The organism is Microbacterium phyllosphaerae (genome assembly GCF_017876435.1).
GTDB lineage: Bacteria > Actinomycetota > Actinomycetes > Actinomycetales > Microbacteriaceae > Microbacterium > Microbacterium phyllosphaerae.
Genome location: NZ_JAGIOA010000001.1, coordinates 1,336,026 through 1,358,952, shown reverse-complemented (window position 1 = coordinate 1,358,952; position 22,927 = coordinate 1,336,026). Strand labels below are relative to the sequence as shown.

16 protein-coding genes are annotated in these 22,927 nt (G+C 68.7%); 8 read left to right on the top strand and 8 right to left on the bottom strand.

What is annotated here, in order from left to right; translation table 11 throughout:
* Positions 1–72: 72 nt before the first annotated feature.
* Entirely contained in the window at positions 73–567 is a 495-nt protein-coding gene (locus JOF42_RS06290; protein ID WP_210097079.1) for a methylated-DNA--[protein]-cysteine S-methyltransferase, read from the bottom strand.
* Between the two features lie 129 nt (positions 568–696).
* On the opposite strand from JOF42_RS06290, the gene JOF42_RS06285 reads away from it, so the two are divergent.
* From JOF42_RS06285 to treZ, 4 genes are read left to right on the top strand one after another with little or no spacing between them, the layout of a single operon-like run.
* Entirely contained in the window at positions 697–981 is a 285-nt protein-coding gene (locus JOF42_RS06285) for a hypothetical protein (protein ID WP_210097078.1), read from the top strand.
* Complete coding sequence (glgX, locus tag JOF42_RS06280) at positions 978–3,188, top strand: glycogen debranching protein GlgX (protein WP_210097077.1); 2,211 nt, start codon at positions 978–980, stop codon at positions 3,186–3,188. The genes JOF42_RS06285 and glgX overlap by 4 nt, the downstream gene beginning before the upstream one ends.
* Positions 3,185–5,533 carry a malto-oligosyltrehalose synthase gene (gene treY, locus JOF42_RS06275; protein WP_210097076.1) on the top strand — a complete coding sequence of 783 codons (2,349 nt, stop codon included), beginning with the start codon at positions 3,185–3,187 and terminating at the stop codon, positions 5,531–5,533. The genes glgX and treY overlap by 4 nt, the downstream gene beginning before the upstream one ends.
* Positions 5,530–7,287: a malto-oligosyltrehalose trehalohydrolase gene (treZ, locus tag JOF42_RS06270; protein ID WP_210097075.1), complete on the top strand. Its 1,758-nt coding sequence runs from the start codon at positions 5,530–5,532 to the stop codon at positions 7,285–7,287. The genes treY and treZ overlap by 4 nt, the downstream gene beginning before the upstream one ends.
* A 25-nt stretch (positions 7,288–7,312) precedes the next feature.
* On the opposite strand, the gene JOF42_RS06265 is transcribed toward treZ, so the two are convergent.
* Positions 7,313–7,834, bottom strand: coding sequence for a GNAT family N-acetyltransferase (locus JOF42_RS06265; RefSeq protein ID WP_307803558.1), 522 nt, complete (start codon positions 7,832–7,834; stop codon positions 7,313–7,315).
* 77 nt (positions 7,835–7,911) lie between these two features.
* On the opposite strand from JOF42_RS06265, the gene JOF42_RS06260 reads away from it, so the two are divergent.
* A complete protein-coding gene (locus JOF42_RS06260; RefSeq protein ID WP_210097074.1) occupies positions 7,912–8,250 on the top strand; it encodes an ArsR/SmtB family transcription factor in 339 nt (112 codons plus the stop codon).
* Positions 8,250–8,945 (top strand): cation diffusion facilitator family transporter, encoded by a 696-nt coding sequence (locus tag JOF42_RS06255; RefSeq protein WP_210097073.1) that lies wholly within the window; start codon positions 8,250–8,252, stop codon positions 8,943–8,945. Before JOF42_RS06260 ends, JOF42_RS06255 begins: the two co-directional genes overlap by 1 nt.
* 208 nt (positions 8,946–9,153) lie before the next feature.
* On the opposite strand, the gene JOF42_RS06250 is transcribed toward JOF42_RS06255, so the two are convergent.
* Both JOF42_RS06250 and JOF42_RS06245 read right to left on the bottom strand, forming a co-directional pair.
* Positions 9,154–9,756 carry a response regulator transcription factor gene (locus JOF42_RS06250; protein ID WP_210097072.1) on the bottom strand — a complete coding sequence of 201 codons (603 nt, stop codon included), beginning with the start codon at positions 9,754–9,756 and terminating at the stop codon, positions 9,154–9,156.
* Positions 9,753–10,976: a sensor histidine kinase gene (locus JOF42_RS06245; RefSeq protein WP_210097071.1), complete on the bottom strand. Its 1,224-nt coding sequence runs from the start codon at positions 10,974–10,976 to the stop codon at positions 9,753–9,755. The genes JOF42_RS06250 and JOF42_RS06245 overlap by 4 nt, the downstream gene beginning before the upstream one ends.
* Positions 10,977–11,130: 154 nt before the next feature.
* On the opposite strand from JOF42_RS06245, the gene JOF42_RS06240 reads away from it, so the two are divergent.
* Complete coding sequence (locus JOF42_RS06240) at positions 11,131–11,667, top strand: small multidrug efflux protein (RefSeq protein WP_210097070.1); 537 nt, start codon at positions 11,131–11,133, stop codon at positions 11,665–11,667.
* A gap of 68 nt (positions 11,668–11,735) precedes the next feature.
* Here JOF42_RS06240 and JOF42_RS06235 read toward each other — a convergent pair whose 3' ends face one another.
* The 4 genes from JOF42_RS06235 to JOF42_RS06220 form a co-directional block, all read right to left on the bottom strand.
* On the bottom strand, positions 11,736–13,331 hold the full coding sequence (locus JOF42_RS06235; protein WP_210097069.1) for an Ig-like domain-containing protein: 1,596 nt from the start codon (positions 13,329–13,331) through the stop codon (positions 11,736–11,738).
* Positions 13,332–13,490: 159 nt separating this feature from the next.
* Complete coding sequence (locus JOF42_RS06230) at positions 13,491–14,081, bottom strand: hypothetical protein (protein ID WP_210097068.1); 591 nt, start codon at positions 14,079–14,081, stop codon at positions 13,491–13,493.
* Positions 14,082–14,172: 91 nt separating this feature from the next.
* A complete protein-coding gene (locus JOF42_RS18185; RefSeq protein WP_210097067.1) occupies positions 14,173–19,923 on the bottom strand; it encodes a CLIPPER-2 domain-containing protein in 5,751 nt (1,916 codons plus the stop codon).
* A gap of 145 nt (positions 19,924–20,068) precedes the next feature.
* Complete coding sequence (locus JOF42_RS06220) at positions 20,069–21,664, bottom strand: helix-turn-helix transcriptional regulator (protein ID WP_245340735.1); 1,596 nt, start codon at positions 21,662–21,664, stop codon at positions 20,069–20,071.
* Positions 21,665–22,155: 491 nt separating this feature from the next.
* On the opposite strand from JOF42_RS06220, the gene JOF42_RS06215 reads away from it, so the two are divergent.
* Positions 22,156–22,845, top strand: a complete 690-nt coding sequence (locus tag JOF42_RS06215; RefSeq protein WP_210097066.1) for a GntR family transcriptional regulator — start codon at positions 22,156–22,158, stop codon at positions 22,843–22,845.
* Positions 22,846–22,927 lie beyond the last annotated feature (82 nt).

Below are 22,927 nucleotides of genomic sequence, written 5' to 3'. Positions count from 1 at the left end.
GGAATCGGCACGGGACTTCCATTGTCGCAGGTGGCCGGGAGCTGATTTCACGAAGAGCGGCGGCCCGCTCGATCAGAACAGGGATGCGGGCAGCGCGCCCTCATGCTCGAGCAACCAGCGCTTGGTCGCGAGCCCCTGGCCCGGGGCACCTCCGGAATAGCCGCCCAACCCGTCGCCCGCGACGACACGATGACATGGCACGATGATCGGCACGGGATTCGCGCCCATGATCGCCCCGATCCCCCGCGCGGGAACCTCGGTGCCGCTGCGTCGAGCGAGACCGCCGTAGGTCAGCGTCTCGCCATGCCCGACGGTCTCGTGGAGCGCCATCAGCACCGCGCGGGTGGTGTCTGTCTGCCGCCCGAGATCGACGGGCAGGTCAAACTCCCGCAGCGCTCCGCCGAAGTACGCGGCCAGCTGATCGAGCGCCTCCGTGAGGAGAGGATCAGGCTCGGTATCCGTGTCGGGCGGCGGATCAGACCTCCAGGTGACCCGTCGGATCGCGGTCCCGTCACTGACGACGCCGATCTCACCGACGGGAGACAGCACGGTTCCGAACGAGGACATGGCGAGAGGCTACCGCGCCCAGGGGAAGTCATCCGTGGACCTAGCGCCTTTGACGCGCGGAGGCAATGGTATTCCGCTTCCGGTTCTCACCTCTTAGCGTGGAGTCCATCAACAGAATCAGGAGCCCTCATGACTGCGAAGACCCATACCGCGCATGACCACCAGCCCGTAGAAGGCCAGGCTCCCGCGAAAGCACCGACGCCGGTCGAGCCCCTGTACGAACGCGTCGACCTCGACCGCTATGCCGTCCTCCACGAGGGCCCGGTAGGCTACGTGGAACACGTGCATCCTGTGTTCGTCTGCTACGTCGGACACCCCTATCACCAGGCCGATGAGGTCGCCCAGGTGCATGACTTCCATGACGCGGTGAAGACCGTGCTGCACCGCGCCGTCGCGACTCGGCGCGCTCTGTGAGCCACGACGTCTGGCCCGGTTCGCCGTATCCACTCGGGGCCACCTTCGACGGACAGGGCACGAACTTCGCGCTGTTCAGCGAAGGCGCCGAGAAGGTCGAGCTGTGCCTCTTCGACGACGACGGCGCCGAGGAGCGCGTGCTTCTCGAAGAGGTCGACGCATTCGTGTGGCACGGCTACCTGCCGTCGGTGCAGCCGGGGCAGCTCTACGGATACCGCGTGCATGGCCCGTACGACCCCACCCAGGGCCAGCGGTTCAACCCGAACAAGCTCCTGCTCGACCCGTACGCCAAATCGGTGGCGGGGAGCATCGACTGGGGCCAGCCGCTCTTCGGCTACGACTTCGGCGACCCTGATTCGCGCAACGACGAGGACTCTGCCGCGACGATGGTCAAAGGCGTCGTCATCAACCCCTTCTTCGAGTGGGCAGGCGACCGCCTGCCCAAGATCCCGTACGCGCAGACGGTGATCTACGAGGCGCACGTCAAGGGCCTCACCGAGCGGCATCCCGACGTCCCAGAGGAGCTGCGCGGTACCTACGCGGCGATCGCGCACCCCTCGGTCATCGACCATCTCGTGCACCTCGGAGTGACCGCGATCGAGCTGATGCCGGTGCACCAGTTCGTCTACGACTCGACACTCCTCGAGAAGGGGCTGACGAACTACTGGGGCTACAACACCCTCGCGTTCTTCGCGCCGCACAACGACTACGCCTCGAGCGGGCAGCACGGTCAGCAGGTGCAGGAGTTCAAGGCGATGGTGCGCGCTCTGCACGCGGCGGGCATCGAGGTCATCCTCGACGTGGTCTACAACCACACCGCCGAGGGCAACCACATGGGCCCGATGCTCTCGATGAGGGGCATCGACAACGAGGCGTACTACCGCCTCGAAGAGGACCGCCGCTACTACACCGACTACACCGGGACCGGGAACAGCCTCAACGCGGGCAACCCCCATGCGCTGCAGCTGATCATGGACTCCCTGCGGTACTGGGTCACCGAGATGCATGTCGACGGCTTCCGCTTCGACCTCGCCTCGACCCTCGCGCGCGAGTTCTACGACGTGGACCGGCTCGCGGCCTTCTTCGAGCTGGTGCAGCAGGATCCGATCGTCTCCCAGGTGAAGCTCATCGCCGAGCCGTGGGACGTCGGTCCCGGCGGATACCAGGTGGGCAACTTCCCTCCGCAGTGGACGGAATGGAACGGCAAGTACCGCGACACCGTGCGCGACTTCTGGCGCGGAGAACCGCAGGCTCTCGGCGAGTTCGCCTCGCGCCTCACGGGCTCGGCCGACCTGTACGAGCACTCCGGTCGGCGTCCGGTGGCATCCATCAACTTCGTCACGGCCCACGACGGCTTCACGCTGCGCGACCTCGTCTCGTACAACGAGAAGCAGAACGACGCGAACGGCGAGGACAACAACGACGGAGAATCGCACAACCGCTCCGAGAACAACGGAGTGGAGGGGCCGACCGACGACGAGGCCGTGAACCGCATCCGCGCACGACAGCAGCGCAACTTCCTGGCGACGCTGCTGCTGTCGCAGGGCGTGCCGATGATCGCCCACGGCGACGAGCTCGGCCGCACCCAGGACGGCAACAACAACGGCTACGCCCAGGACAACGAGCTGACCTGGGTCGACTGGGATGCGGCGGATCGCCCGCTGATCGAGTTCACCGCGGCCGTCGCCAGACTCCGCCGCTCGCATCCGACCTTCCGGCGCAGTCGCTTCTTCGACGGGCGCCCTGTGCGCTCCGACGACGGCGAGCGCGTCCCCGACGTCGTGTGGCTGCGACCCGACGGACGTCGCATGGAACCGGAGGATTGGGACTCCGGCTTCGGTCTCGCGATCGGGATGTTCCTCAACGGGCAGGGTATCCGCGAGAAGGACCGCCGCGGCCGGCCCGTCGCAGATCAGAACTTCCTCGTCTACTTCCACAGCGGTGCGGAGGCGATCGACGCCGTGCTTCCGGATGACCGGCACGGACGCGCCTGGGAGGTGGCGATCGACACCGCCTCCGACCGGGCGGGTGGTGAGCCGCTCGACGCGGGAGCGCCCGTGACTCTCGAGGCGCACTCCCTGCTGGTGCTGCGCGAGGTCGACCAGACCGAGGTGCCGACGGACGACTCCGTCGAGGCCTCCCTGCGTATCCAGACCGAGCGCGCCGAGACGCCCTCACCCGCACCGAGCCCGGAGCTGCCTCGATGACCCAGCGCCCACGGTCGACGTATCGCCTGCAGATCCGCGCCGGGTTCACTCTCGACGACGCCGCGGCGGTGACCGAGTACCTCGCCGATCTCGGCGTGTCCTGGGCGTACCTCTCGCCGCTGCTCGCAGCGGTGCCGGGGTCTGATCACGGATACGACGTCGTCGACCACTCGCGGGTCGACGACGCTCGCGGCGGCCCCGAGGGCCTGGAGCGCTTCGCCGCCGCCGCGCGCGCGGCCGGACTCGGCATCCTGGTCGACATCGTGCCGAACCACGTCGGAGTGGCGATCCCGCGCGCCAACCTCTGGTGGTGGGACATGCTGCGGCTCGGTGCCGCATCACGTCACGCCGTGGCCTTCGACGTCGACAAGCGTGTCGCCGAGGGACGTGTGCGGCTGCCGATCCTGGGGTCGACGCCCACCGAGGCCCTCGCCGCGGGAGAGATCGTCATCGACACGACCCCCGCCGACGATGCGCCGGACGGGACCCTGAGCTACTTCGATCATGTGCTGCCTCTGGCTCCCGGGACGGGAGCTCTGGCCGACGACCTTCCGGCTCTCCTCGACGCCCAGCACTACGAACTGCGCTTCTGGGAAGACCAGAACACCGACCTCGACTATCGCCGCTTCTTCGCGGTGTCAGAGCTCGCGGGCATCCGCGTCGAGCTCCCCGATGTCTTCGACGAGTCGCACCGGGAGATCGCCCGGTGGATCACCGACGGGCTCGCCGACGGACTCCGGGTGGATCACCCGGACGGGTTGGCGCACCCCGGAGACTATCTGGAGCATCTCGCCGACGTGACCGGCGCCGCCTACACCCTGGTCGAGAAGATCCTGGAGCCCGGGGAGGAGCTGCCCTCCTGGTGGCGAACCGACGGCACGACCGGCTACGACGCTCTGGTCGAGATCGACAGGGTCCTGATCGACCAGAACGGCGTCGACGAACTCGACGCCCTCGATGCCCACCTGCGTGCGGAGACCGGTCTGCCCGCCGCGCAGTCGTGGCACGACCTGATCCTCACCACCAAGCGGAAGATCGCGGACGAGCTGCTGCAGTCCGAGATCCGCCGACTGGTGCGCGCGCTGCCGTTCGGCATCGTCGGAGCGGAGGATGCTCTGACCGAGATCGTCGCGAGCTTCCCCGTGTACCGCGCGTATCTGCCGGCGGGGCGCGAACACCTGCAGCACGCGATCGACGACGCCGCCCGCCGACGGCCCGATCTCGCCGAGTCGATCGCCGAACTCGCGCCGCTGCTCTTCGACACGACGCTCGAGGTGGCTGAGCGGTTCCCGCAGGTCACCGGAGCGGTGATGGCGAAGGGCGTGGAAGACACCGCGTTCTACCGTTTCACCCGACTGGGAACGCTGACCGAGGTCGGCGGCGACCCCTCGATCGGCTCGATCTCAGTCGATGCGTTCCATGACGCCCAACGCTCGCGACTCGCCTCCTGGCCGCACTCGATGACCACGCTGTCGACGCACGACACGAAGCGCTCCGAGGACGTCCGTGCCCGACTGTCGGTGCTCGCGGAGGTCCCGGAGCGCTGGTCCGAGACTCTGACGGAGCTCCGTGCCGTCGCCTCGACCGGGCACGGCCCTCTCGACGCGCTGCTCTGGCAGGCAGCTGTGGGTGCGTGGCCGATCTCGACCGAACGGCTGACCGCGTACGGACTGAAGGCCGCTCGTGAGGCGGCCGAGGCCACCGGATGGCAGCATCCCGACGCCGCGTTCGAGAAGGGCGTCACGGCGATCGCCGAGGCTGCCAACGGACCCGCACGCGAGATCGTCGAGCGCTTCGTGGCCGAGATCGTCACCCCCGGCCGCATCAACTCGCTGTCCGCGAAGCTGCTCCAGCTCGCGGCGCCCGGTGTTCCCGACGTGTATCAGGGCACCGAGCTGTGGGACCACTCGCTGGTCGACCCCGACAACCGTCGACCGGTCGACTTCGCCGAGCGAGCCGCGCTGCTGCGCCTCCTGGACGAGGACGCCGCCCAGGGCATCCTCCCTCCGATCGACGACTCGGGCCTCGCGAAGATGCTCATCACCTCGAGAACCCTGCGGCTGCGGCGCGATCACGCAGACCTCTTCGACCGGTACCGTGCCGCGGGCGTCGCCGGCGAGGCGTCCGACCATGCGATCGCGATGGATCGAGGCGGCGTGATCGCCGTCGCCACTCGACTGCCGGTGGGTCTGGCGCGGCGAGGCGGTTGGGGCGACACCGTCCTGATGCATCGTGATCTGCCCTCGGTGGATGTCCTGACCGGTCGGAAGATCGACGGCGGCCCCGTCCGACTCACCGACCTGCTCGACACCTATCCGGTGGCGCTCCTGGTGGAGGATCGGTGATCCCTGTCTGGGCGCCGCGCGCGCAGAGCGTGCGCCTGCGTCGGCTGACCCCTGCCTGCGTGCTCATCTCGGAGCACGACATGACGCCTGCCGAATCGGATCCCGGCTGGTGGCGGACCGACGTGGCCATGTCAGAGGGCGAGCGGTACGGCTTCCTCCTCGACGGCAGCCACGATCTGCGACCGGATCCCCGATCGCGGCGACAGCCGCGCGGCGTGCACGGACCATCCGCCCTGTTCGACGCCTCGCGCTTCGAGTGGACCGACACGAGCTGGACGGGGCGGCCGCTGGACGGCGCGGTCATCTACGAACTGCATGTGGGCACGTTCACTCCCGATGGCACCCTCGACGCACTGATCGGGCGCCTCGATCACCTGGTCGGGCTCGGGATCACGCACATCGAGCTGCTTCCGGTCAACGCGGTCAGCGGCGAGTGGAACTGGGGCTACGACGGCGTGCTCTGGTACGCGGTGCACGAGGGCTACGGCGGCCCCGCCGGCTACCAGCGCCTCGTGGATGCCGCGCACGCCCGCGGCCTCGCAGTGATCCAGGACGTGGTCTACAACCACCTGGGCCCGAGCGGCAACTACCTGCCCGAGTTCGGGCCGTACCTGCGTGACGGCGAGCACACCGCGTGGGGCGACTCGGTGAACCTCGACGAGTCGGCGGTGCGCGAGTACATCATCGAGAACGCACTGATGTGGCTGCGCGACTTCCACGTCGACGGGCTGCGTCTCGATGCCGTGCATGCGCTCCAGGACGAGCGCACGCCGCACATCCTGCAGGAGCTCGCCGAACGCGTCGACGCGCTCTCCGCTCGGCTCGAACGACCGCTCAGCCTGATCGCGGAGTCCGACCTGAACGACCCGACCCTCATCCTTCCGCGCGACGCCGGCGGGTACGGACTCACGGCGCAGTGGTCGGACGACTGGCATCACGCCGTCCATGTGGCCCTCACCGGTGAAACCGACGGCTACTACGAGGACTTCGCCGCACCGGACGCCATGGTCAAGGTCTCCGAGGGCGGCTTCTTCCACGACGGCACGTACTCGTCGTTCCGCGGTCGCGCTCACGGCGCTCCCCTGCCTGCGAGCGTCCCCGCCTGGCGCCTCGTCACCTTCGCGCAGGATCACGACCAGATCGGCAACCGTGCTGCCGGTGACCGCCTCTCGGCGTCGCTGTCGCCCGGCCGTCTCGCGGTCGCCGCAGTGCTCACTTTGACCGCCCCGGGCACACCCATGCTGTTCATGGGCGAGGAGTGGGGAGCGTCGACGCCCTGGCAGTTCTTCACCTCGCACAAGGAACCGGAGCTCGCCCGGGCCACCGCCGAGGGGCGCATCGCCGAGTTCGCCCGTATGGGCTGGGACCCGTCGCTGGTGCCCGATCCACAGGATCCGGCGACGTTCGAGCGCTCGCACCTCGACTGGAGCGAGGTCTTGACTCCGGCGCACGCCGAGCTGCTCGATCTCTACCGCCGCCTGATCTCACTGCGGCAGGAGCGCGCCGAATTCACTGACCCCGACATGGCGCACACGACCGTCACCGTCTCGCACCGGGATGCAGCTCCGGATGCGCGGGCGTACCGCATCGATCGCGGGCACCTCTCCGTGCTCGTGAACCTCACCGGCGAGGAGGTCGAGTTCGAGCTGGAGCCCGACGCCCGGGTGCTGCTCGAGACGGCCCCCGGCCGGATCGGCGCGCGGATGATCGCGCTCTCGCCCGAGTCGGCCGTGATCGTCGGCCCCGCCGACTGATCGGGGCGGCTCGTCTCTGCGGAGCTCACGCCGCGGCGAGCGCCTTCGCGAAGCAGAGCGAGAGATCGCTGCCGATGTAGTGCCCGTAGAGCGGGATCGGGGCGTAGCCCTCCCGTTCGTAGAAGCGCACCGCATCGGGCTGAGCCGTGCCGGTCTCGAGCACCAGGAGACGCAGGCCGAGCTCGCCGGCGGCCCCTTCGAGAGCCCTCAGCAGCGCGGTGGCTGCTCCCGTGCCACGCGCCTGCGGGGCGGCGTACATCCGTTTGATCTCGGCGACACCGTCGCTGAGCGCCTCGTCGTCGAGCAGCCGCAGTCCACCGCACACGATCGCCTCTCCGTGCGCGTCGCGCGCGAGCAGGAAGACCGGCACGTCGTCTGCCGAGGGAACGATCCCCGGCTCGTGATCATCGCTGCCGTAGCGAGCGTCGAGCTCGACCCTCTGAGCCGCGCGAAGCCGCTCGGCATCCGGATGCGTCCAGGCCACGCGCTCGATCGTCACGCTCATGCTGCTCGTCTCCTCGTTCTCGGCGTCCGTCGCCTGTGCCACGGTACCGAGCGGACGTTTCGCCGATGTTGCCGACGCTCGATTCAGATTTCGCTGAGTTCATCATCGGCTGTACTGTGATGACCGTGACTCTCACGGCTTCGCCCACCCACACCGCAGCACTCGCCCGGCTGGGGCACGCTCTGTCGGATTCGACGCGCGCGGCCATCCTGCTGGCGCTCCGCGACGATCCCGCGTATCCCTCCGATCTCGCGGAGCAGCTCGGTGTCAGTCGACAGCTCCTGTCGAATCATCTCTCGTGCCTTCGCGGCTGCGGACTGGTCGAGAGCGTTCCGGACGGGCGACGCAGCAGGTACCAGCTGGCGGACCCCCATCTCTCGCCGGCCCTCGACGCACTGCTGCAGGTCGTGCTGATCGTCGAACCCGACTGCTGCGACGGAGAAGGATGCACCTGCTGATGACGACGACCGCACTCACTCCCGCACGCCGCGCGACGCTCCATCGCCGCATCCGGCTCATCGTGGCATTCACCATCGCGTACAACCTGATCGAGGCGGTGGTCGCGATCACGGCCGGGTCGGTCGCATCCTCCGCGGCTCTGATCGGATTCGGGCTCGACTCGAGCATCGAGGTGCTGTCGGCCGCGGCGGTCGCCTGGCAGTTCACCCGACGCGACCCCGAACGATGGGAGAAGCCCACACTGCGGGTGATCGCCGTCGCCTTCTTCGCCCTCGCGATCTACGTCGCGGCATCGTCGGCACTCTCGCTGATCAGCGGCGATCGCCCCGCGCACAGCACCGTCGGACTCGTCCTGACCGCGCTCAGCGTCGTCATCATGCCCCTCGTGTCCCTCGCGGAGCGGCGCGCCGGGCAGGAGGTCGGCTCGGCCACGGCCATCGCCGATTCGAAGCAGACGCTGATCTGCACGTATCTGTCAGCTGCGGTGCTGATCGGCCTCGCCCTCAACAGCCTGTTCGGCTGGTGGTGGGCGGATGCCGTCGCCGGACTCGTCATCGCGTTCTTCGCCATACGCGAAGGCGTGGAGGCGTGGAAGGGCGACGCCTGCGCGACATCCGTCGGCATGATCCTGGAAGACGAGCACGACCACGAGCACGACCACCACGACCACCACGACCACCACGAAGGCCGCTGACGACGCGGTCTGCGGAGATTTCCGCCACCCGCGTCACGATCCTGCGATCTGCGGGTCTTGCATGTGAGACGTGGAGTGAGGCTGGGGGTAAGCGCTCGCTCCACGTCCGGGCCGCGCTCTCCCCTTTTCCGCGTGGCTCGCGGGTGGGGCCACCTCCCACGGCCTCACCCGCCCTCCGTCTCCCGGCTCGGGCGCAGCGCTCTCGCGTTCAGATCCAGCCGCGCTCTTCGGCGAGGAGCACCGCCTGCTGCCTGGTTCCGACCGACAGCTTCGCGAGCACCGCGGAGATGTGGTTCCGCACCGTGCCGGGCGCCAGCGACAGCGTTTTCGCGATCTGCCCTGTCGTCTGGCCTCGGCGGCCCGCCCGCAGCACGTCGAGTTCACGATCGGTCAACGGCGACCGCTCGTCGCTGAGCGCATCCGCCGCGATCTCCGGGTCCACATAGCGCGCGCCCGCCGCAACCCTGCGGATCACGTCGGCGACCTGATCGGCTCCACGGGACTTGGGCAGGAAACCCGAGACCCCCGAGGCGAGCGCCCGCCTCAGCACGCCGGGCCGGGCATGACGGGTCACGACGACGCAGCGGGTGGGGATGGACCTGTTCAGCCTCTCGGCGACCTCGACGCCGTCGAGCCCCGGCATCTCGAGGTCGAGCAGGCACACGTCGGGCATCAACCGCAGCGCCTCGGCCACCGCCTGCTCGCCGTCGGCGCATTCCGCGACGACCTCGATGTCGCCCTCGAGTCTCAGCAGCGCGGCGAGCGCCGAACGGATCATCCCCTCGTCATCGGCCAGAAGCACGCGGATCATCGTGAACCTCCTCGAGCGAACGACGCATCGTCGCCCGCCGGCACGGTCACCACGACGACGAAATCGCCTCCCGCCGCATGCACATCCGACGTGCCACCCACCTCCGCGATGCGGCGCCGCACTCCGTCGAGCCCCGAGCCGACAGACTCGGCGACGACCTCGACGCTCATGTCGTTCACGACCTCGTAGCGCCACCCCTCGGGCACCCTGGTGAGGGTGAGCCGCGCGTGGCGTCCGCCGCCGTGGCGCAGCACGTTGGTGGTCGTCTCTCGGATCACGGGACCCAGAGCGGATGCCGGTGCGTCATCGGCATCCGTAGCGATCTCTGCCTCCACCTCGAGTCCGGCAGCGCTGAGCAGGTCTCGAGCGTTGGCCACCTCGTCGCCCAGCGGCACCGAGCGGAACCGTGTCGCGAGATCGCGCGTGCCCTGCCGCGCCTCGTCGACGCTCACCCGGGCGGCCTGCAGCTGCTCGAGGGCAGCCTCGGCATCGCGCCCCATGAGTCGCTCGGCGAGTTCGAGCTGCAGCGCGATCACCTGGAGATGATGCCCTTGGAGGTCGTGCACATCGGTGGCGACCCGCAGACGTTCCTGGGTCGCCGCGAGCCGCGCCTCCGATGCCCTCGCTCGATCGAGTGTGACGAGCACGTCCCACCACCAGAGCGAACTCACCGACATCGCGGGGATGAGAATGGCATACAGAGCGGGCAGCCATCCGGGCGCACCGGGCTCCATCGCGCCGCGGGCCCCGTCGATGAACGCGAGCGCGAAGAGCAGCGCGGTCGTCAGGACCACGATCCGCAGCCGCACTCCGCGCGGCCAGTTGAGGAGCACGACCGACTGCGCGATCGGCATGAGCGCGAGCAGCCAGCTGTCTGCCACGATCCCGGCCAGTGCGCCGTACCCCGTGGCGACGAGCAGCGGAGGGACGATGCGCGCCCACGGGATGCCCGGCTCGGCGTCGACGCGGTGCCGGTAGGCCCAGAGAAGGATCATGGTCGACAGCCACCAGACGATGCCACCGAGGCCGACGACCACCGGTGCGATCGCGTCTCCGGGTGCAGCGAACGCCTCGAGTGTCCACACCAGCACGAGGAAGAGCTCGAGGAACACCACGGCGGAGAACGTGTACCACCAGGTGGCGGTGATCCCGCGGGCGAGCTGACGGGCTCCGAGCGACGGATCGCCGAGCGGCTCGACGACCGAGGAAGGGCTGTGCATGCCCCCACCATACGGGCGTGACAGATGTCACGGATGCGGCGGGTGAAGCACCCGGAAAAGAGTGACGGCTCGACACTGCCGCTCTGCGAGGGGACGCGATGAACTGGATCCATCGCGTCGGGGACTCCGGCGCTCACACCGTCAGGAGCACTCCATGAACCTCATCGAGACCTTCCAGGGCTTCGTCGCCCAGGTGCCCGAACTCGTCCAGCCGCTCATCGTCGCCCTGGCCGGGGCCATCCCCTTCATCGAGGGAGAGGGCGCCGTGTCGATCGGCATCATCGGCGGCATCCACCCCGTCGTCGCCGCCATCGCGGCGATGGTGGGCAACTTCCTCTGCGTGGCCGTGCTGGCGATCGCCAGCTCAGGGGCCCGCACCGCGATCGTGAACCGCAGTCGCAGCCGCGAGGCGGTGCTCGCCGGCACGAGCGGCGGCGTCGAGTCGGTCCCCGCGGAGTCCGAGCGCGGCGGCGCACGCAGGGAGAAGTTCCAGAGGGCGTTCGAGCGCTACGGCGTTCCCGGGGTGAGCCTGCTCGGCCCGCTGCTGCTGCCGACCCAGTTCACCGCCACGATGCTCGCCGCCGCCGGCGTCGGCAAGGTGCGCATCCTCATCTGGCAGGCCGTCGCGATCATCGGCTGGACCACCATCGTCGCCGTGATCGTGGGCAGCGCGGTCTACGCGATCCGCTGATCTCGTCACCGCACCGACAGCGGGTGGTCACCACAGGGTGACCACCCGCTGTCGGGTTCGTGCTGCGGTCAGCGGCGTGCGGCGCTCGACCTCCGCTTCGCGGCGATCCCGGTCGCGAGCCCTCCGCCGACGATCAGGGCGACCGCGAGAGCCAGGAATCCGGAACCGTTGTCACCGCCGGTCAGTGCCAGCGACCCGGGCACCGTGACGGGCGTCGGCGTCGGCGTCGGCGTCGGAACGTTCGCGGGTGTCGGCGCCGGAGTGGGCTTCACGACAGGAGTCGGGTTGGCGACGTTCGTGAGCGTGAGAGTCACCCCCGCAGCGGATCCGGGTGTCACCTCGTAGGTGCCGTTCCCCGCATCGACCACCCCGTCGCCGGAGATGCTCCAGGCACCCCAGGTCACGCCCGAAATGACGGGAAGGTCGATCTCCTCGATCACGAAGGTCGATCCGAGGGGCGCACGATCACTCACCACCGCCTGCCCGACCGGGACGACCATGGTCTTCGCCGGAGCATCCGCTCCCTTGATGGAGTACTTCACGGTGTAGGTCGCGGTGCGCGCCGCGTCGGCCTGCGCCCCCGTGAGCGTCTTCGAGATCCCGAAGGTCGTGTAGACGACTCCGCTGCCGTCTCCTCCGCCGGATTCGGTGACCGTGTGGGTCGCAGACGTCTCCACCGTGTCGACGATCGCGTGATTGCCGAACACCTCGCCCTTCACCACCGGACCGTCGGCCTGCGTGTAGTACAGGAGCTCGTAAGCGAAGCCACCGGCCGGCAGACCTGATGCCGCGAAGTCGAATGAGCCGCCGTCGTCTGCGACGGTCATCTGGTACTTCGCGGGGTCGACGACCGTCCAGTCGCCGACCAGCACCCCGTTCGCGACCGCACGCTGGCTGAGACGCACGTCACCGGTGTAGTGGTGCCCCGTGAGTCCTGCGTCGAGGGTGTCCGCGATCGTGAAGGTTCCGTCGTGGACGAAGCCGCTCGGGATCCCCACGACCCACTTGAGCAGCCCATCGGTCGCCGTCGCATCGCCGTACTTGTAGGGCTGCTCCTCTTCCGCGGGGTTCACCGGGACGACGCCGCCGTCGCCCGGAAGGTCGACGATCTCGATGGTGTCGCCGAGGTCGAACGAGACCGTCTCGGACGTGGTGCTCTGCGAGGCGGTCGCCTGCATCCAGAACGATCCGCGGACGTCCTCCTTGCCGTTGACGGCATCGGTCAGAGTGCACACCAGATCAGGACCCTGTCCGGCAGCGACCGTGCAGTTCGCCATGATCTCGCCGGTCACCGGATCGGTGATCGTGAAGACCCCCGCCGCCTGTCTGCTGAACTCGTCCGGCAGTGTCATACCGAAGGTCTCACCCGCCTGAGCTCCCGCAGGAACCGCCCACTCACCGGTGATCCGCACGGTCTGCCACTGCCCCAGCGGCCCGTCGCCGTGCTGATTCTCGAGCGCCACGGCGCTGATGGCTCCGGGGTAGGTCACCGTGGGTGCTGCCGCAGCCGGCGACGCGGCCCCGAGCATCCCCACGACCGCCACGACCATCCCCACGATGATCGAGACGACTCGCCCCCGAAGCGCCTTCTTCTCTCCGCCGATCGCCGTTCCTCGGCCGATCGTCGTTCCGTGCGCGCGCACGGCAATGTTCTCCCCGGTCATCGTCATCCCCAGTCCGATTTCGAGTCGCTCCCAGTCGCGACTCATCTAAGAGATCAGAGAAAGGCCGGATGATTACGCGATTACCGGAATACAGTGCCGATATTCCAGTACTGCGTCGTCCACGAGGGGGTGCTCGCGCGGCGTCGTGGACCCGCTACGTCACCGCGTCTGTGCGGGCGCCGGCGCGGTGCGCGAGACTCCCACGCGTTCGAGACGCGCGACCAGACGTGCGGAGAGGAATGCGCCGGCCCAGGATGCGACGATCCGCGCGAGCAGCGTCAGGGCGACGACGACAGGGCCGAGATGGTCGAGAGACATCACGGGCAGGGAGACGACGAACAGGGCGGTGCCGACGACCAGTCCCACGACGACAGCATCCTTGCGCTCACTCCATGCCCGGCGTCGCGCCACCGTCAGGGCGATGTCGAACAGAGCGCCCGCCGCCATGAGCGGCACGGCCAGAAGCCACCCGATCGCTGTGAAGGGGCCGCAGACGAGCGCGGTCAGACCGGCCGCCAGCGTCGCTCCCCAGCCGATGCCGGTGAACCTCCGAGCCGCGAAGATCATCAGGGTCTGCACCCCGGCGACAAGCGCGTACGCCGGCGGGAACCACGCGGCGATGTGCGGGGTGATCGGTGCGATCGCGATCACGATCACGGCCTGGACGGCCGAGAACGCCGCGACCTGGAGGTACGCCCTGGTGCTCGGCGCTCCGCGACGGTCGGGGGCCTCGTCGGCGGAGGTCTGCATACACCGATATTACGGCTGCGAAAGCATCCACGGCACACGCAAGTCCCCCGGTCGGTGTCGACCGGGGGACTTCCGCTCAGGCCGCTTCGGGTCAGTCCTGAACCTGCCGGCGACGCCGCACCGCGACGAGGGCGCCACCCGCGATGAGCAGGCAGAGCGCGAGGATCGCGGCCCCCCACGCGAGCGTGCCGCCCGTGACCGCGAGCCCTGCCCCCTCGGGCGATTCGGCCGTGACCACGTCATCGATCCGCGCCGTCGACGGATCCGACGAGACCGCCGTGCCGTCGGGGGCGATGCTCTTGGCACTCGCCGTGTTGATCAGAGCGCTGCCGTCGAGGTCTGCCGCGGTCACTGTGTATGTCGCGGAGCAGACCACGACCTCCCCGGGAAGCAGCACCTCATCCGTCGGGCACGCGACCACGGGGTCGTCACCGTGACCGGTGAAGGAGTCCTCGCTCACCGTCACCGCCCGTGCCGTGGTGTTGCCCGTGTTCGTGATCGTGAACGTGTAGCTCACGATCTGACCCGCCTCGCTCACCGTGGTGGCGTCGGTGCTCTTCGCGAGCGAGAGGCTCGGGTTCGCCGGCGCCGGCAGCTCGACGGTCGAGGGCGTCGAGGTCGGCGGCTCGGTGCCCTCGGGCCCTGATCCGGTCACGGTCGCCGTGTTCGCCAGCTCGCCGGCATCCACGTCGTCCTGCGTCACGGTGTAGTCGAGCGAGCAGATCAGCTGGTCGCCGGGTGCGAGCGGATCGTCGCTCTCGCACGTCAGGTCGCCCAGATCACCCGTTCCGGTGAACGTTCCCTCGACCACCTGAGCATCGGAGACCGTGACGTTCCCGGCGTTCGTGACCACGAACGAGTACGTGATCACATCGCCCGCCCGGATGTCCTCCGGATCGGCGACGTCGGCCGACTTCACCAGCGAGAGCTCCGGCTGGCGCTCGACGGCGACGAGCGCTGTCGATTCCTCCGAGCTCACGTCCGCACCCGAGCCGGATGCCGTGGCCGTCGCGGTGTTCGAGATCTCCCCCGCGTCGACGTCCGCCTGAGTCAGCGCATACCTGACGTCGCAGGTCGCGTCCTCGCCCGGAGCGAGGGTCGCTCCGCAGTCCGGGGTCACCAGAGCACCCGTCCCGGAGAACGCCGTCTCGGCGATCGCAAGCCCCGTCAGGGTGACGTTGCCCGAGTTCGTGACGTGGAAGCTGTAGACGACCTCGTCGCCCGCCGCATCCGCGTCCTGTGGTGCGACCGTCTTCTCGAGGATGAGCTCGGGCGCCTGAGCCGCTGCCACAGTCACGGTCGATGGGTCGGAGAGAACCGCGCCGCCCGCTCCGGTCTCGGCCGAGGCCGCCGCCGTGTTGGCGATCGATCCGCGATCGACGTCCGCCTGGGTCACCTCGTAGTCCGAGGTGCAGGTGGTGGACTCCGCCGGCGCGAGCTCGGACACCGGGCAGGCGATGCTGCTCAGGGCTCCCGACCCGGTGAAGACACGCTCGGCGATCTCCATGTTCTCGACCACGACGTTGCCGGTGTTCGTGACCAGGAACGAGAAGGTCATCGCGTCGCCGACCTCGCTGTACGAGGTGACATCGGCCGTCTTCACCACCGAGAGCGCGGGCGCGGCGTTCGCGACGACCCGAGCGGTCGACTCCTCCGACTCGACCGTCTCATCGGCGGTGTCGAGCGCGATCGCGCGAGCGGTGTTCTCGAGCCCGCCGTCGTTCATGTCGGCCTGCGTGACCGTGTAGTCGGCCGAGCACACGAGCTGCTGTCCGGGCGCGAGGCTGTCGGACGGGCAGGAGACGACCGGAGTGCCGCCGCTGCCGCTGAAGCCGGTCTCCTCGACGTCGACGTCATGGAGCGTGACGTTGCCGCCGTTGCGCACGGTGAACGTGTAGGTCACGACGTCGCCTGCCGCGTTCACGAACCCCGTGCTCGCGGTCTTCGTCAAGGTCAGGCTCGCGTCGGCCACCTGCGGGGTGCGGACGGTCGACTCCTCCGAAGTGACTGCGCCATCGGGGCCGCTCCCCGACGCTTGGGCCGTGTTGGTGAGCGACCCGGCATCGACGTCGTCCTGGGTGAGTGTGTAGGTCGCCGTGCAGGTGACCTGCTCGGTCGGCGCCAGCGCATCTGCAGGGCAGTCGATCGCAGACAGCGCATCGGACCCGGTGAAGGCCATCTCGTCGACGGTGATGTCGGTCACCGGCACGTTGCCGGTGTTGGTCACGACGAACGAGTAGGTGATCTCCTGCCCCGCATCGTACGCCGCGGCACCCGAGGGCGACGCGGACTTCACGAGACCGAGCGAGGCGACCTGGTCGACCTCGACGGTCGCGGTCGAGGTGGGCGACGCGACGGATGCGCCTGCCGGGTCCTTTGCCGAGGCGGTCGCGGTGTTCTCGATCGAGCCTGCCGTGAGATCCGCCTGAGTCACCGGATACGAGGCCGTGCACTCGGCGGATGCGCCGGGCGCCAGCGGCGCGGTCGGGCACGAGATCGCCGACAGCGAGCCGCTGCCACTGAAGCCCGTCTCATCGATCGCGAGGCTCCGCAGTGTCACATTGCCCGAGTTGGTCACGGCGAAGATGTAGTCGATCACATCGCCCACCGAGTCGACCGTCGCCTGTTCCGCGGTCTTCGACAGTGTCAGCGCTCCGTTCTGCGCGGCGGTCACCTTCACGACGCCCGTGCTGTTGCTGAGAGCGGGTCCCGTCGGCGGCGTTCCCGTGGCGGTGGCCTGGTCCGAGACCGAACCGTGGTCGAGGTCTGCCTGCGTCGTGACATATGTCGCGGTGAAGACCGCCGACTGACCGGCTGCGAGAGTCGTCGATGCGCCCGAGCACGTACCGGCCGGTGTCGTGAGCGACGAGCACACCGGCGTCGGCGCGACGCTCGACATTGCCGAGTTCAGCAGCGCGTCGGTGACCCGCACGTCGCTCAGCGTCACCGCGGTGTTGTTCGTCACCGTGAAGGTGAAGACGACGGGCTGCCCGACGGCATCCACCGTCGTGCGGTCCGCGGTCTTCGTGATGGCGGGATGCGCGCTCTGCGCCTGGAGCCCGGTGAGGGATGACTCGGCCTTGCCGACGAGAGCATCACCGGCCGTGACGTTCGTGCCGATGCTGTTCCAGGCGACGTTGCCCGCGGCCGACGCCGGCGTGCTCACCGAGTAGGTCGCCGAGAAGCTCGAGCCGACGCGGATGTTGCCGCTGTAGACGAACTTGAGAGCGGTGACGCTCGCAAGCGAGCCCGGTGCCGTGGTGGTCCAGTCGTCGACGCATCCCGCGTTCGGGGTCAGCACTTCGGGTCGGCACGGGTTCGTGGCCCGCGAGTACGCGACGGTCAGTCCGGTGGGAAGCGCGTCGATGTCGGTCAGCGTCACGGCGAACTGCGATCCGCGCGGTGCCGTCGACGATGCGCGGGTGTCTCCGATGCGGGGCAGCAGGTCGTACATGACCGGGTTCGCCAGGGTCGACTCGCCCGTGTTCTTGAACGTGACCGTGTAGGACGCCTGTCCCCCGTCGACGCTCACATGACCGGTGCCTCCGCCGCCGATCGGCGCGGCGTCGAGATTGCCCTGCACGGTCTTGTCGACCGTGAACCCGGGGTTGATCGCGGCGATCTGGATGTTGCTCGAGTAGCCGCAGTAGTTGTTCGCGATGGGTGAGGCGTTCGCACGCAGGTCTGCCGTGCCGAACGGGTACATCGGCGCCGGTTCGATGTGCGCGCTCACGTAGTTGTTGAAGTAGCACTGGGCGATCGGCGCACCGTAGCCGACCGTGATGTCGCTCGTGTAGGTCCCCGCGCATCCGGGCTCCAGAGCGAGCGTGGAGAGCGTCGTGGCGGATCGGATGTTGTAGTACCCGGGGACCGTCACGACACCTGCGGGAATGGTCCATCGCACGAGGGTTCGCCCGGTGCCGTTGTAGTTCTGGGTCGTGGTCGGAGCGACCGCCGACGACGTGTGTGTCTTGCCGCCACTGCCGTTCGGGTTGAGAGAAGCGAAGCTGAAGGCCGTCGTCGCCGGAGTCACCGTCACTGCGCCCGCGGGCGCCAGGTAGTCGATGTACACCGCGTTGGAGGGAGCCGTCGGCATCTCGATGCGGTTGCTGTACGCGCCGTTGGTGCTGCTGTTCAGACTGACGGTCGCGTTGCAGGTCGCTCCGACCTGAGACGTCGTCAGCCCGGGGTAGATGAAGGCGGCGTCGTTCGCCGGGGGCATCTCCACCTGGAGGCGCGAGGTCGCCTTCTGCGCGGCGACGATCGGGGTGCTGAGATCCTCCGACAGATACGGCGTCGACGACACCTGGTTCGTCAGCACCGCAGGTGCGGGCACACCGCTCGCGGCGTAGCCGAGGATGCGCAGTCTCATGGTCGCCGCGGTGTTCGTGCCCTGCGCCGCGAACGGCGGGACGTCGATCTGAGCGACCGCGGGGGTCGTCGGGACGACCCACCCTCGGCCCGCCGTGTAGGGAATGCTGGCGCTGGATCCGTCGGTGCGGATCACGGTGATCGCGTCTGCGGTCGTCACGGTGAACCCGAACGGGACGACGAGCGTGGGGACGAAGCCGGGGTTCTGACAGTAGGCCCCCACGGCGTTGGACGAGTAGTTGTTGTTCGCCCCGTTCGTGAGACACGGCATAGGGTCCTCGATGTCGTAGGACACTCCTGCGTTCGTCGTCGCAGGCACAGTGTTCATCGTGATGTCGTAGTAGGCGGACGCTCCGGTGCGGTCCCAGTCGCCCGGGTAGGTGTGCGAGGCGCGAGTGCCGGCGTCGGCCGCGGTGAAGTACCCGATGTTGCTCATGGTCGAGGGGGCGGTCGTCGATTTGGCGACGGTGGTCGCCAGCGTGATGACCGGGCTGCACACGCGCGTTGACGTGGCCGATCCGGGGGTGCCGTCGATGTACGTCCACGACGCGGTCGACGAGTTGCAGACCTGGCTTCCCACAGGGTTCGGCACGCCGTTCGTCGCCGCCTTGCCCGACACGTAGATGGTGATCATGTTGCCGTTGTTCAGCGGCGGGTTTCCGCAGGCGGTGCCTGTGGGGTCGGAGTACGAGAAGACCCGCGTCGCCGGGTCGTACGAGACCGTGCCGGGGACACCGGTGCGCAGGCGGTAGGACTGGTACTCGAAGTTGCTGGGGAGCGTGCTGGACATCCTGATGGCCGAGACCCCGATGTCGCCCGTGTATGCACCGTTGAGACCGCAGTACAGGGTGACCGTGTACTCGAAGGGCAAGCCGGAGATGACTCGGGCCGGGGTGCCGTTGGTGAGGCTCACGTTGTAACCGGCCGTGATGGTGTGGGTCAGCGGCGTCGCCGTGCTCGAGTCGGAGTTGGAGCTGGCGAGGGTCGGTGTGATCGTGGCGACGGTGTTGTTCAGCGTCTTGTACTCGGGGGCCGTGACCGTGAAGGTGCACTGCTTCGAACCGGTCGGCAGGGTGCCGTAGGTGAACACCACTTGCCCCGCCGTCACGGTCTTGGTGACGCCCGCGCACGAGCTGTTCCCGATCCACGGACCGAAATCGGTGATCGAGGGGGTCCCGGTGATCGTGGTGGTGGGGATCGTCACCGTCGAGTTCGTGCAGCCGCCGTCGGTGCTGCAGCTCACCGTCATGGTGAACGTGGTCGCGGTGCCGCTCTTCGCGGTGGCAGCCGCCGAAGTCAGGGTGATCGCTGTCGCCGCGGCCATCGCGGGAGCGGGTGTCAGGGTCGCGAAGGCGACGATCAGAGCGGCGAGGAGTCCCACCCATCCGGTGCGACGACGAACTCCCTCGATGGAGAGGTCGCGCCTCTTCCTGCGCTGCCGCTGCGCGCGGCGGATGACTGATTCGGCCACGGCCGTGTCCCCTCTCGATGCTGCTCGGGGCGCGCGGACCGCACCTCCCCCGGGCGAAACGTTATCGGCGGAGATACTCCGAAATATCGGTTTTCACCCCGCTTTCACCCCGGGCAGCGCGCGGCCCTGTGCAGCGAGGGGACGATCACTCCGAAGGGGCCAGGAGATGGCGTTCGAGGGCGACCGCGATCGCATCCTCGCGGTTCGAGACCCCGAGCTTGCGATAGATGCTGCGCACCTGCGACTTCACGGTGTTCGACGACACGACCAACGCCGCAGCGATCTCGGAGATCGACGCCGTGTGCACGAGCTGCGCGAGCACGGCGAGCTCGCGCCTGCTGAGCATCCCACCCGGCTCGACGTCCGGGAGCAGAGAGCGGAGGGAGGAGTCGGACGCCACGTGGGCGAACCCCGCCTCGCCCAGAGCCTCGAGCACGCGCTCAAGATCAGAGGGCGGGAGCAGAGCGAGAGGAAGACGCAGCTGTGATCGATCGAGGAGTGCCCCCAGCCTTTGCACGACACCGGCCCGCCGCGGCGTCGGCGAGATCCGCAGCAGCACGGCCGCGTCGATCGCGGCCGCCTCGGCCGACTGCCTGGTCGAGAGGTGCTCGGCCGCGATCGCACGCAGCTCGGTGAGGGCTGTCCCGGTCTGACCGAGCGACAGGGCGATCCGCGCGCGCTCGATCCGGGCGGTGGCCTCGTCGGGAACGTCGCGCTTGAGGACGCCGGCGGCTCCGTCCGGATTGCCGAGCGCGAGCTGCAGCAGCGAGCGGATGCGTGCGAGACGCGCCCTGGCCCGGTGCGATCCCTCGGCGCCTCGGAACTCCACCATCTCGTCGAGCTCCGCCAGACCGCGTCCGGGGTGTCCCTCGACGAGCGCGGTCAGAGCCTGCGTCTCGACGATCGTCGTCCAGTGCTCGTTCGCGTGCCGTCCCGTCGTGGTGGCGAGGAGACGATCGAGCTGACTCCGCGCCGTCTGCGCGTCGAAGCCCTCGAGCGCGATCGCCGCCTCTGCGAGCCGGTAGAAGACACCGGAATAGGAGTTGCGCTGCGTGTCGGACCACGGGCCTGTGCGGGCGTACTCCAGGTGTTCCCGAGCATGGGCGAGGTCTCCGCGCAGAGCATGGATGCCGCACAGCAGCGCCAGCGCTCCCATGCCGTTCGACGGCGCGGTCGTGGGCGCTTCGGCCAGCCCGAGGGCTGCCGCGTGCAAGGCCTCGCTCGTGAGACCGCCGTGGTGGAACGAGACGCCGAGCACGGCGAAGATCCGAGGCAGCTCGGTGATCGACGCGCGATCGTCGTCGCTCAGGGCGTGGGCGAGCTCCATCGCGGCCCGTGCTGCGTTCACTGACAGATTCGTGCGGCCGAGCAGGCGGAACGCGGCCGACTCGGACGAGCGGATCATCAGGCGATCGACGGGGTTGAGCTCGGTGTTGCGCCCCGACCTCGCCGCCCGGACCGCCATGATGAAGTACCTCAGCGCCCGGAGCCGGTGGAATCGCGTCTGGTTCAGCAGGATGCCGAACTCCATCGCGAGCAGCGGCTCGCCGCGCAATGCACTTGGCGGAACTCGGTCGAGGAGCTCACGGGCGGCATCCGCCGCGTCGGGGCCTGCGAGCACGAACCATCCGTCGCGCACGGCACTCGTGGCAGCCGGCCAGTCGGCAGCTTCGATCGCCTGCTCCAGAGCGTGCAGTGGGGAAATGCGTCCGACCGAAGGGGCGTCGGTTGCATCGTTCAAGATGGCCTCCCGGCATCGAGCTCGATGATCACCAGGACTCGAGGGGTGTTCCCCAACACCGGGCTTCCGACCTGCATCCGCGTGCTGCGACGGCGGACAATCGCAATCCTAGAGCTGCTTCCCCACGCCCCAGGCCATCATGACGCTGAGCGCGATCTCCCGGTGTCTCAGCGCACTGCGCCCGTCGTCAGACCGCCGACGAGCCAGCGCTGGAAGAACACCGCGGCGGCGAAGACCGGGATCACGCCGATGAACGACGCGGCCGCGATCTTGCCGAAGTGCGGCGTGCGATGAACGGTCGGCCCCCGGACTTCGTCTGGGTTGTCGGAGAATCGAAGGCTCCCGCGGCGAGCGCTCTGCCCGTCTGACCACGCAGTGATATATGCAAAATTAATACTTTAGAATTGATGCGCGGTCGTTCGTCCTGTCGACGGGCGCCGTGTGCGATGCCGCTCGGTGCGCACTCGACGACATCTGACGCGGAGGTCTTCATGCCCGTACCCACATCGTCGAAGCCCGAGCTCAAGCGCCGACTGCTGAAGGACGAGGCGTACGACGCGATCCGCGACGCGATCATGGACGGCTCCTTCCAACCGGGCGAGCACCTCGAAGACGTCGCCCTGCAGGAGTGGCTGGGCATCTCGCGCACTCCCATCCGCGATGCGCTGATGAACCTGCAGCGAGACGGCCTCGTCGAGATCGTTCCCCAGGCGCACACGAAGGTGGTCGACGCGCACCCCGAGGTGGTCGAAGCCAACATCCAGACGCTCGGCGTCGTGCTCGGCGGTGTCGTGCGCGTCACTGTGCCGACCCTCGATCCGGCGGCGATCCCCAGGCTCCTGTCGGTGGTCGCCGACGCACGCGACGCCGTGACCGCGCGGAACGCTCGAGCGCACATGGATGCCGCGCTCCGGATCTACAGCACCATGATCGGACTGTGCCCGAACACCGTGCTCAAGGGCGTCGCCGTCGAGACCGTCGCTCGGCTGACCTTCCAAGTGCAGCTCACCATCGACTCCCGTGAGCCCAACTGGGATCTCCTCGCCGACTGCTGGCAGCGCTTCGACGCCGCGATCACCGCCCAAGACCCGATCACGGCCGAGCTCGCCTTCGAGGAGTTGCACCGTCTGCCGCTCCCCTACGCGACACAGTGGGCTCCGGCGACCTGGGCGAAGAAGTAGCCGCCGGCCTCCTCGGCGTCGGCGTCGGCGTCCGTCTCTTTCGTTCTGCCCGTCGACCACCGCGCATTCGCGGGCCTCTTCA

Coding starts and splice junctions, on each gene's coding strand:
- JOF42_RS06250 (WP_210097072.1), bottom strand. CDS start 9,756: ATGATCCGCGTGCTTCTGGCCGATGACGAGGGGATGATCCGTTCGGCG.
- JOF42_RS06255 (WP_210097073.1), top strand. CDS start 8,250: ATGACGACGACCGCACTCACTCCCGCACGCCGCGCGACGCTCCATCGC.
- treY (WP_210097076.1), top strand. CDS start 3,185: ATGACCCAGCGCCCACGGTCGACGTATCGCCTGCAGATCCGCGCCGGG.
- JOF42_RS06240 (WP_210097070.1), top strand. CDS start 11,131: ATGAACCTCATCGAGACCTTCCAGGGCTTCGTCGCCCAGGTGCCCGAA.
- JOF42_RS06245 (WP_210097071.1), bottom strand. CDS start 10,976: ATGCACAGCCCTTCCTCGGTCGTCGAGCCGCTCGGCGATCCGTCGCTC.
- JOF42_RS06235 (WP_210097069.1), bottom strand. CDS start 13,331: ATGACCGGGGAGAACATTGCCGTGCGCGCGCACGGAACGACGATCGGC.
- JOF42_RS06260 (WP_210097074.1), top strand. CDS start 7,912: ATGACCGTGACTCTCACGGCTTCGCCCACCCACACCGCAGCACTCGCC.
- JOF42_RS06285 (WP_210097078.1), top strand. CDS start 697: ATGACTGCGAAGACCCATACCGCGCATGACCACCAGCCCGTAGAAGGC.
- JOF42_RS06230 (WP_210097068.1), bottom strand. CDS start 14,081: ATGCAGACCTCCGCCGACGAGGCCCCCGACCGTCGCGGAGCGCCGAGC.
- JOF42_RS06290 (WP_210097079.1), bottom strand. CDS start 567: ATGTCCTCGTTCGGAACCGTGCTGTCTCCCGTCGGTGAGATCGGCGTC.
- JOF42_RS06215 (WP_210097066.1), top strand. CDS start 22,156: ATGCCCGTACCCACATCGTCGAAGCCCGAGCTCAAGCGCCGACTGCTG.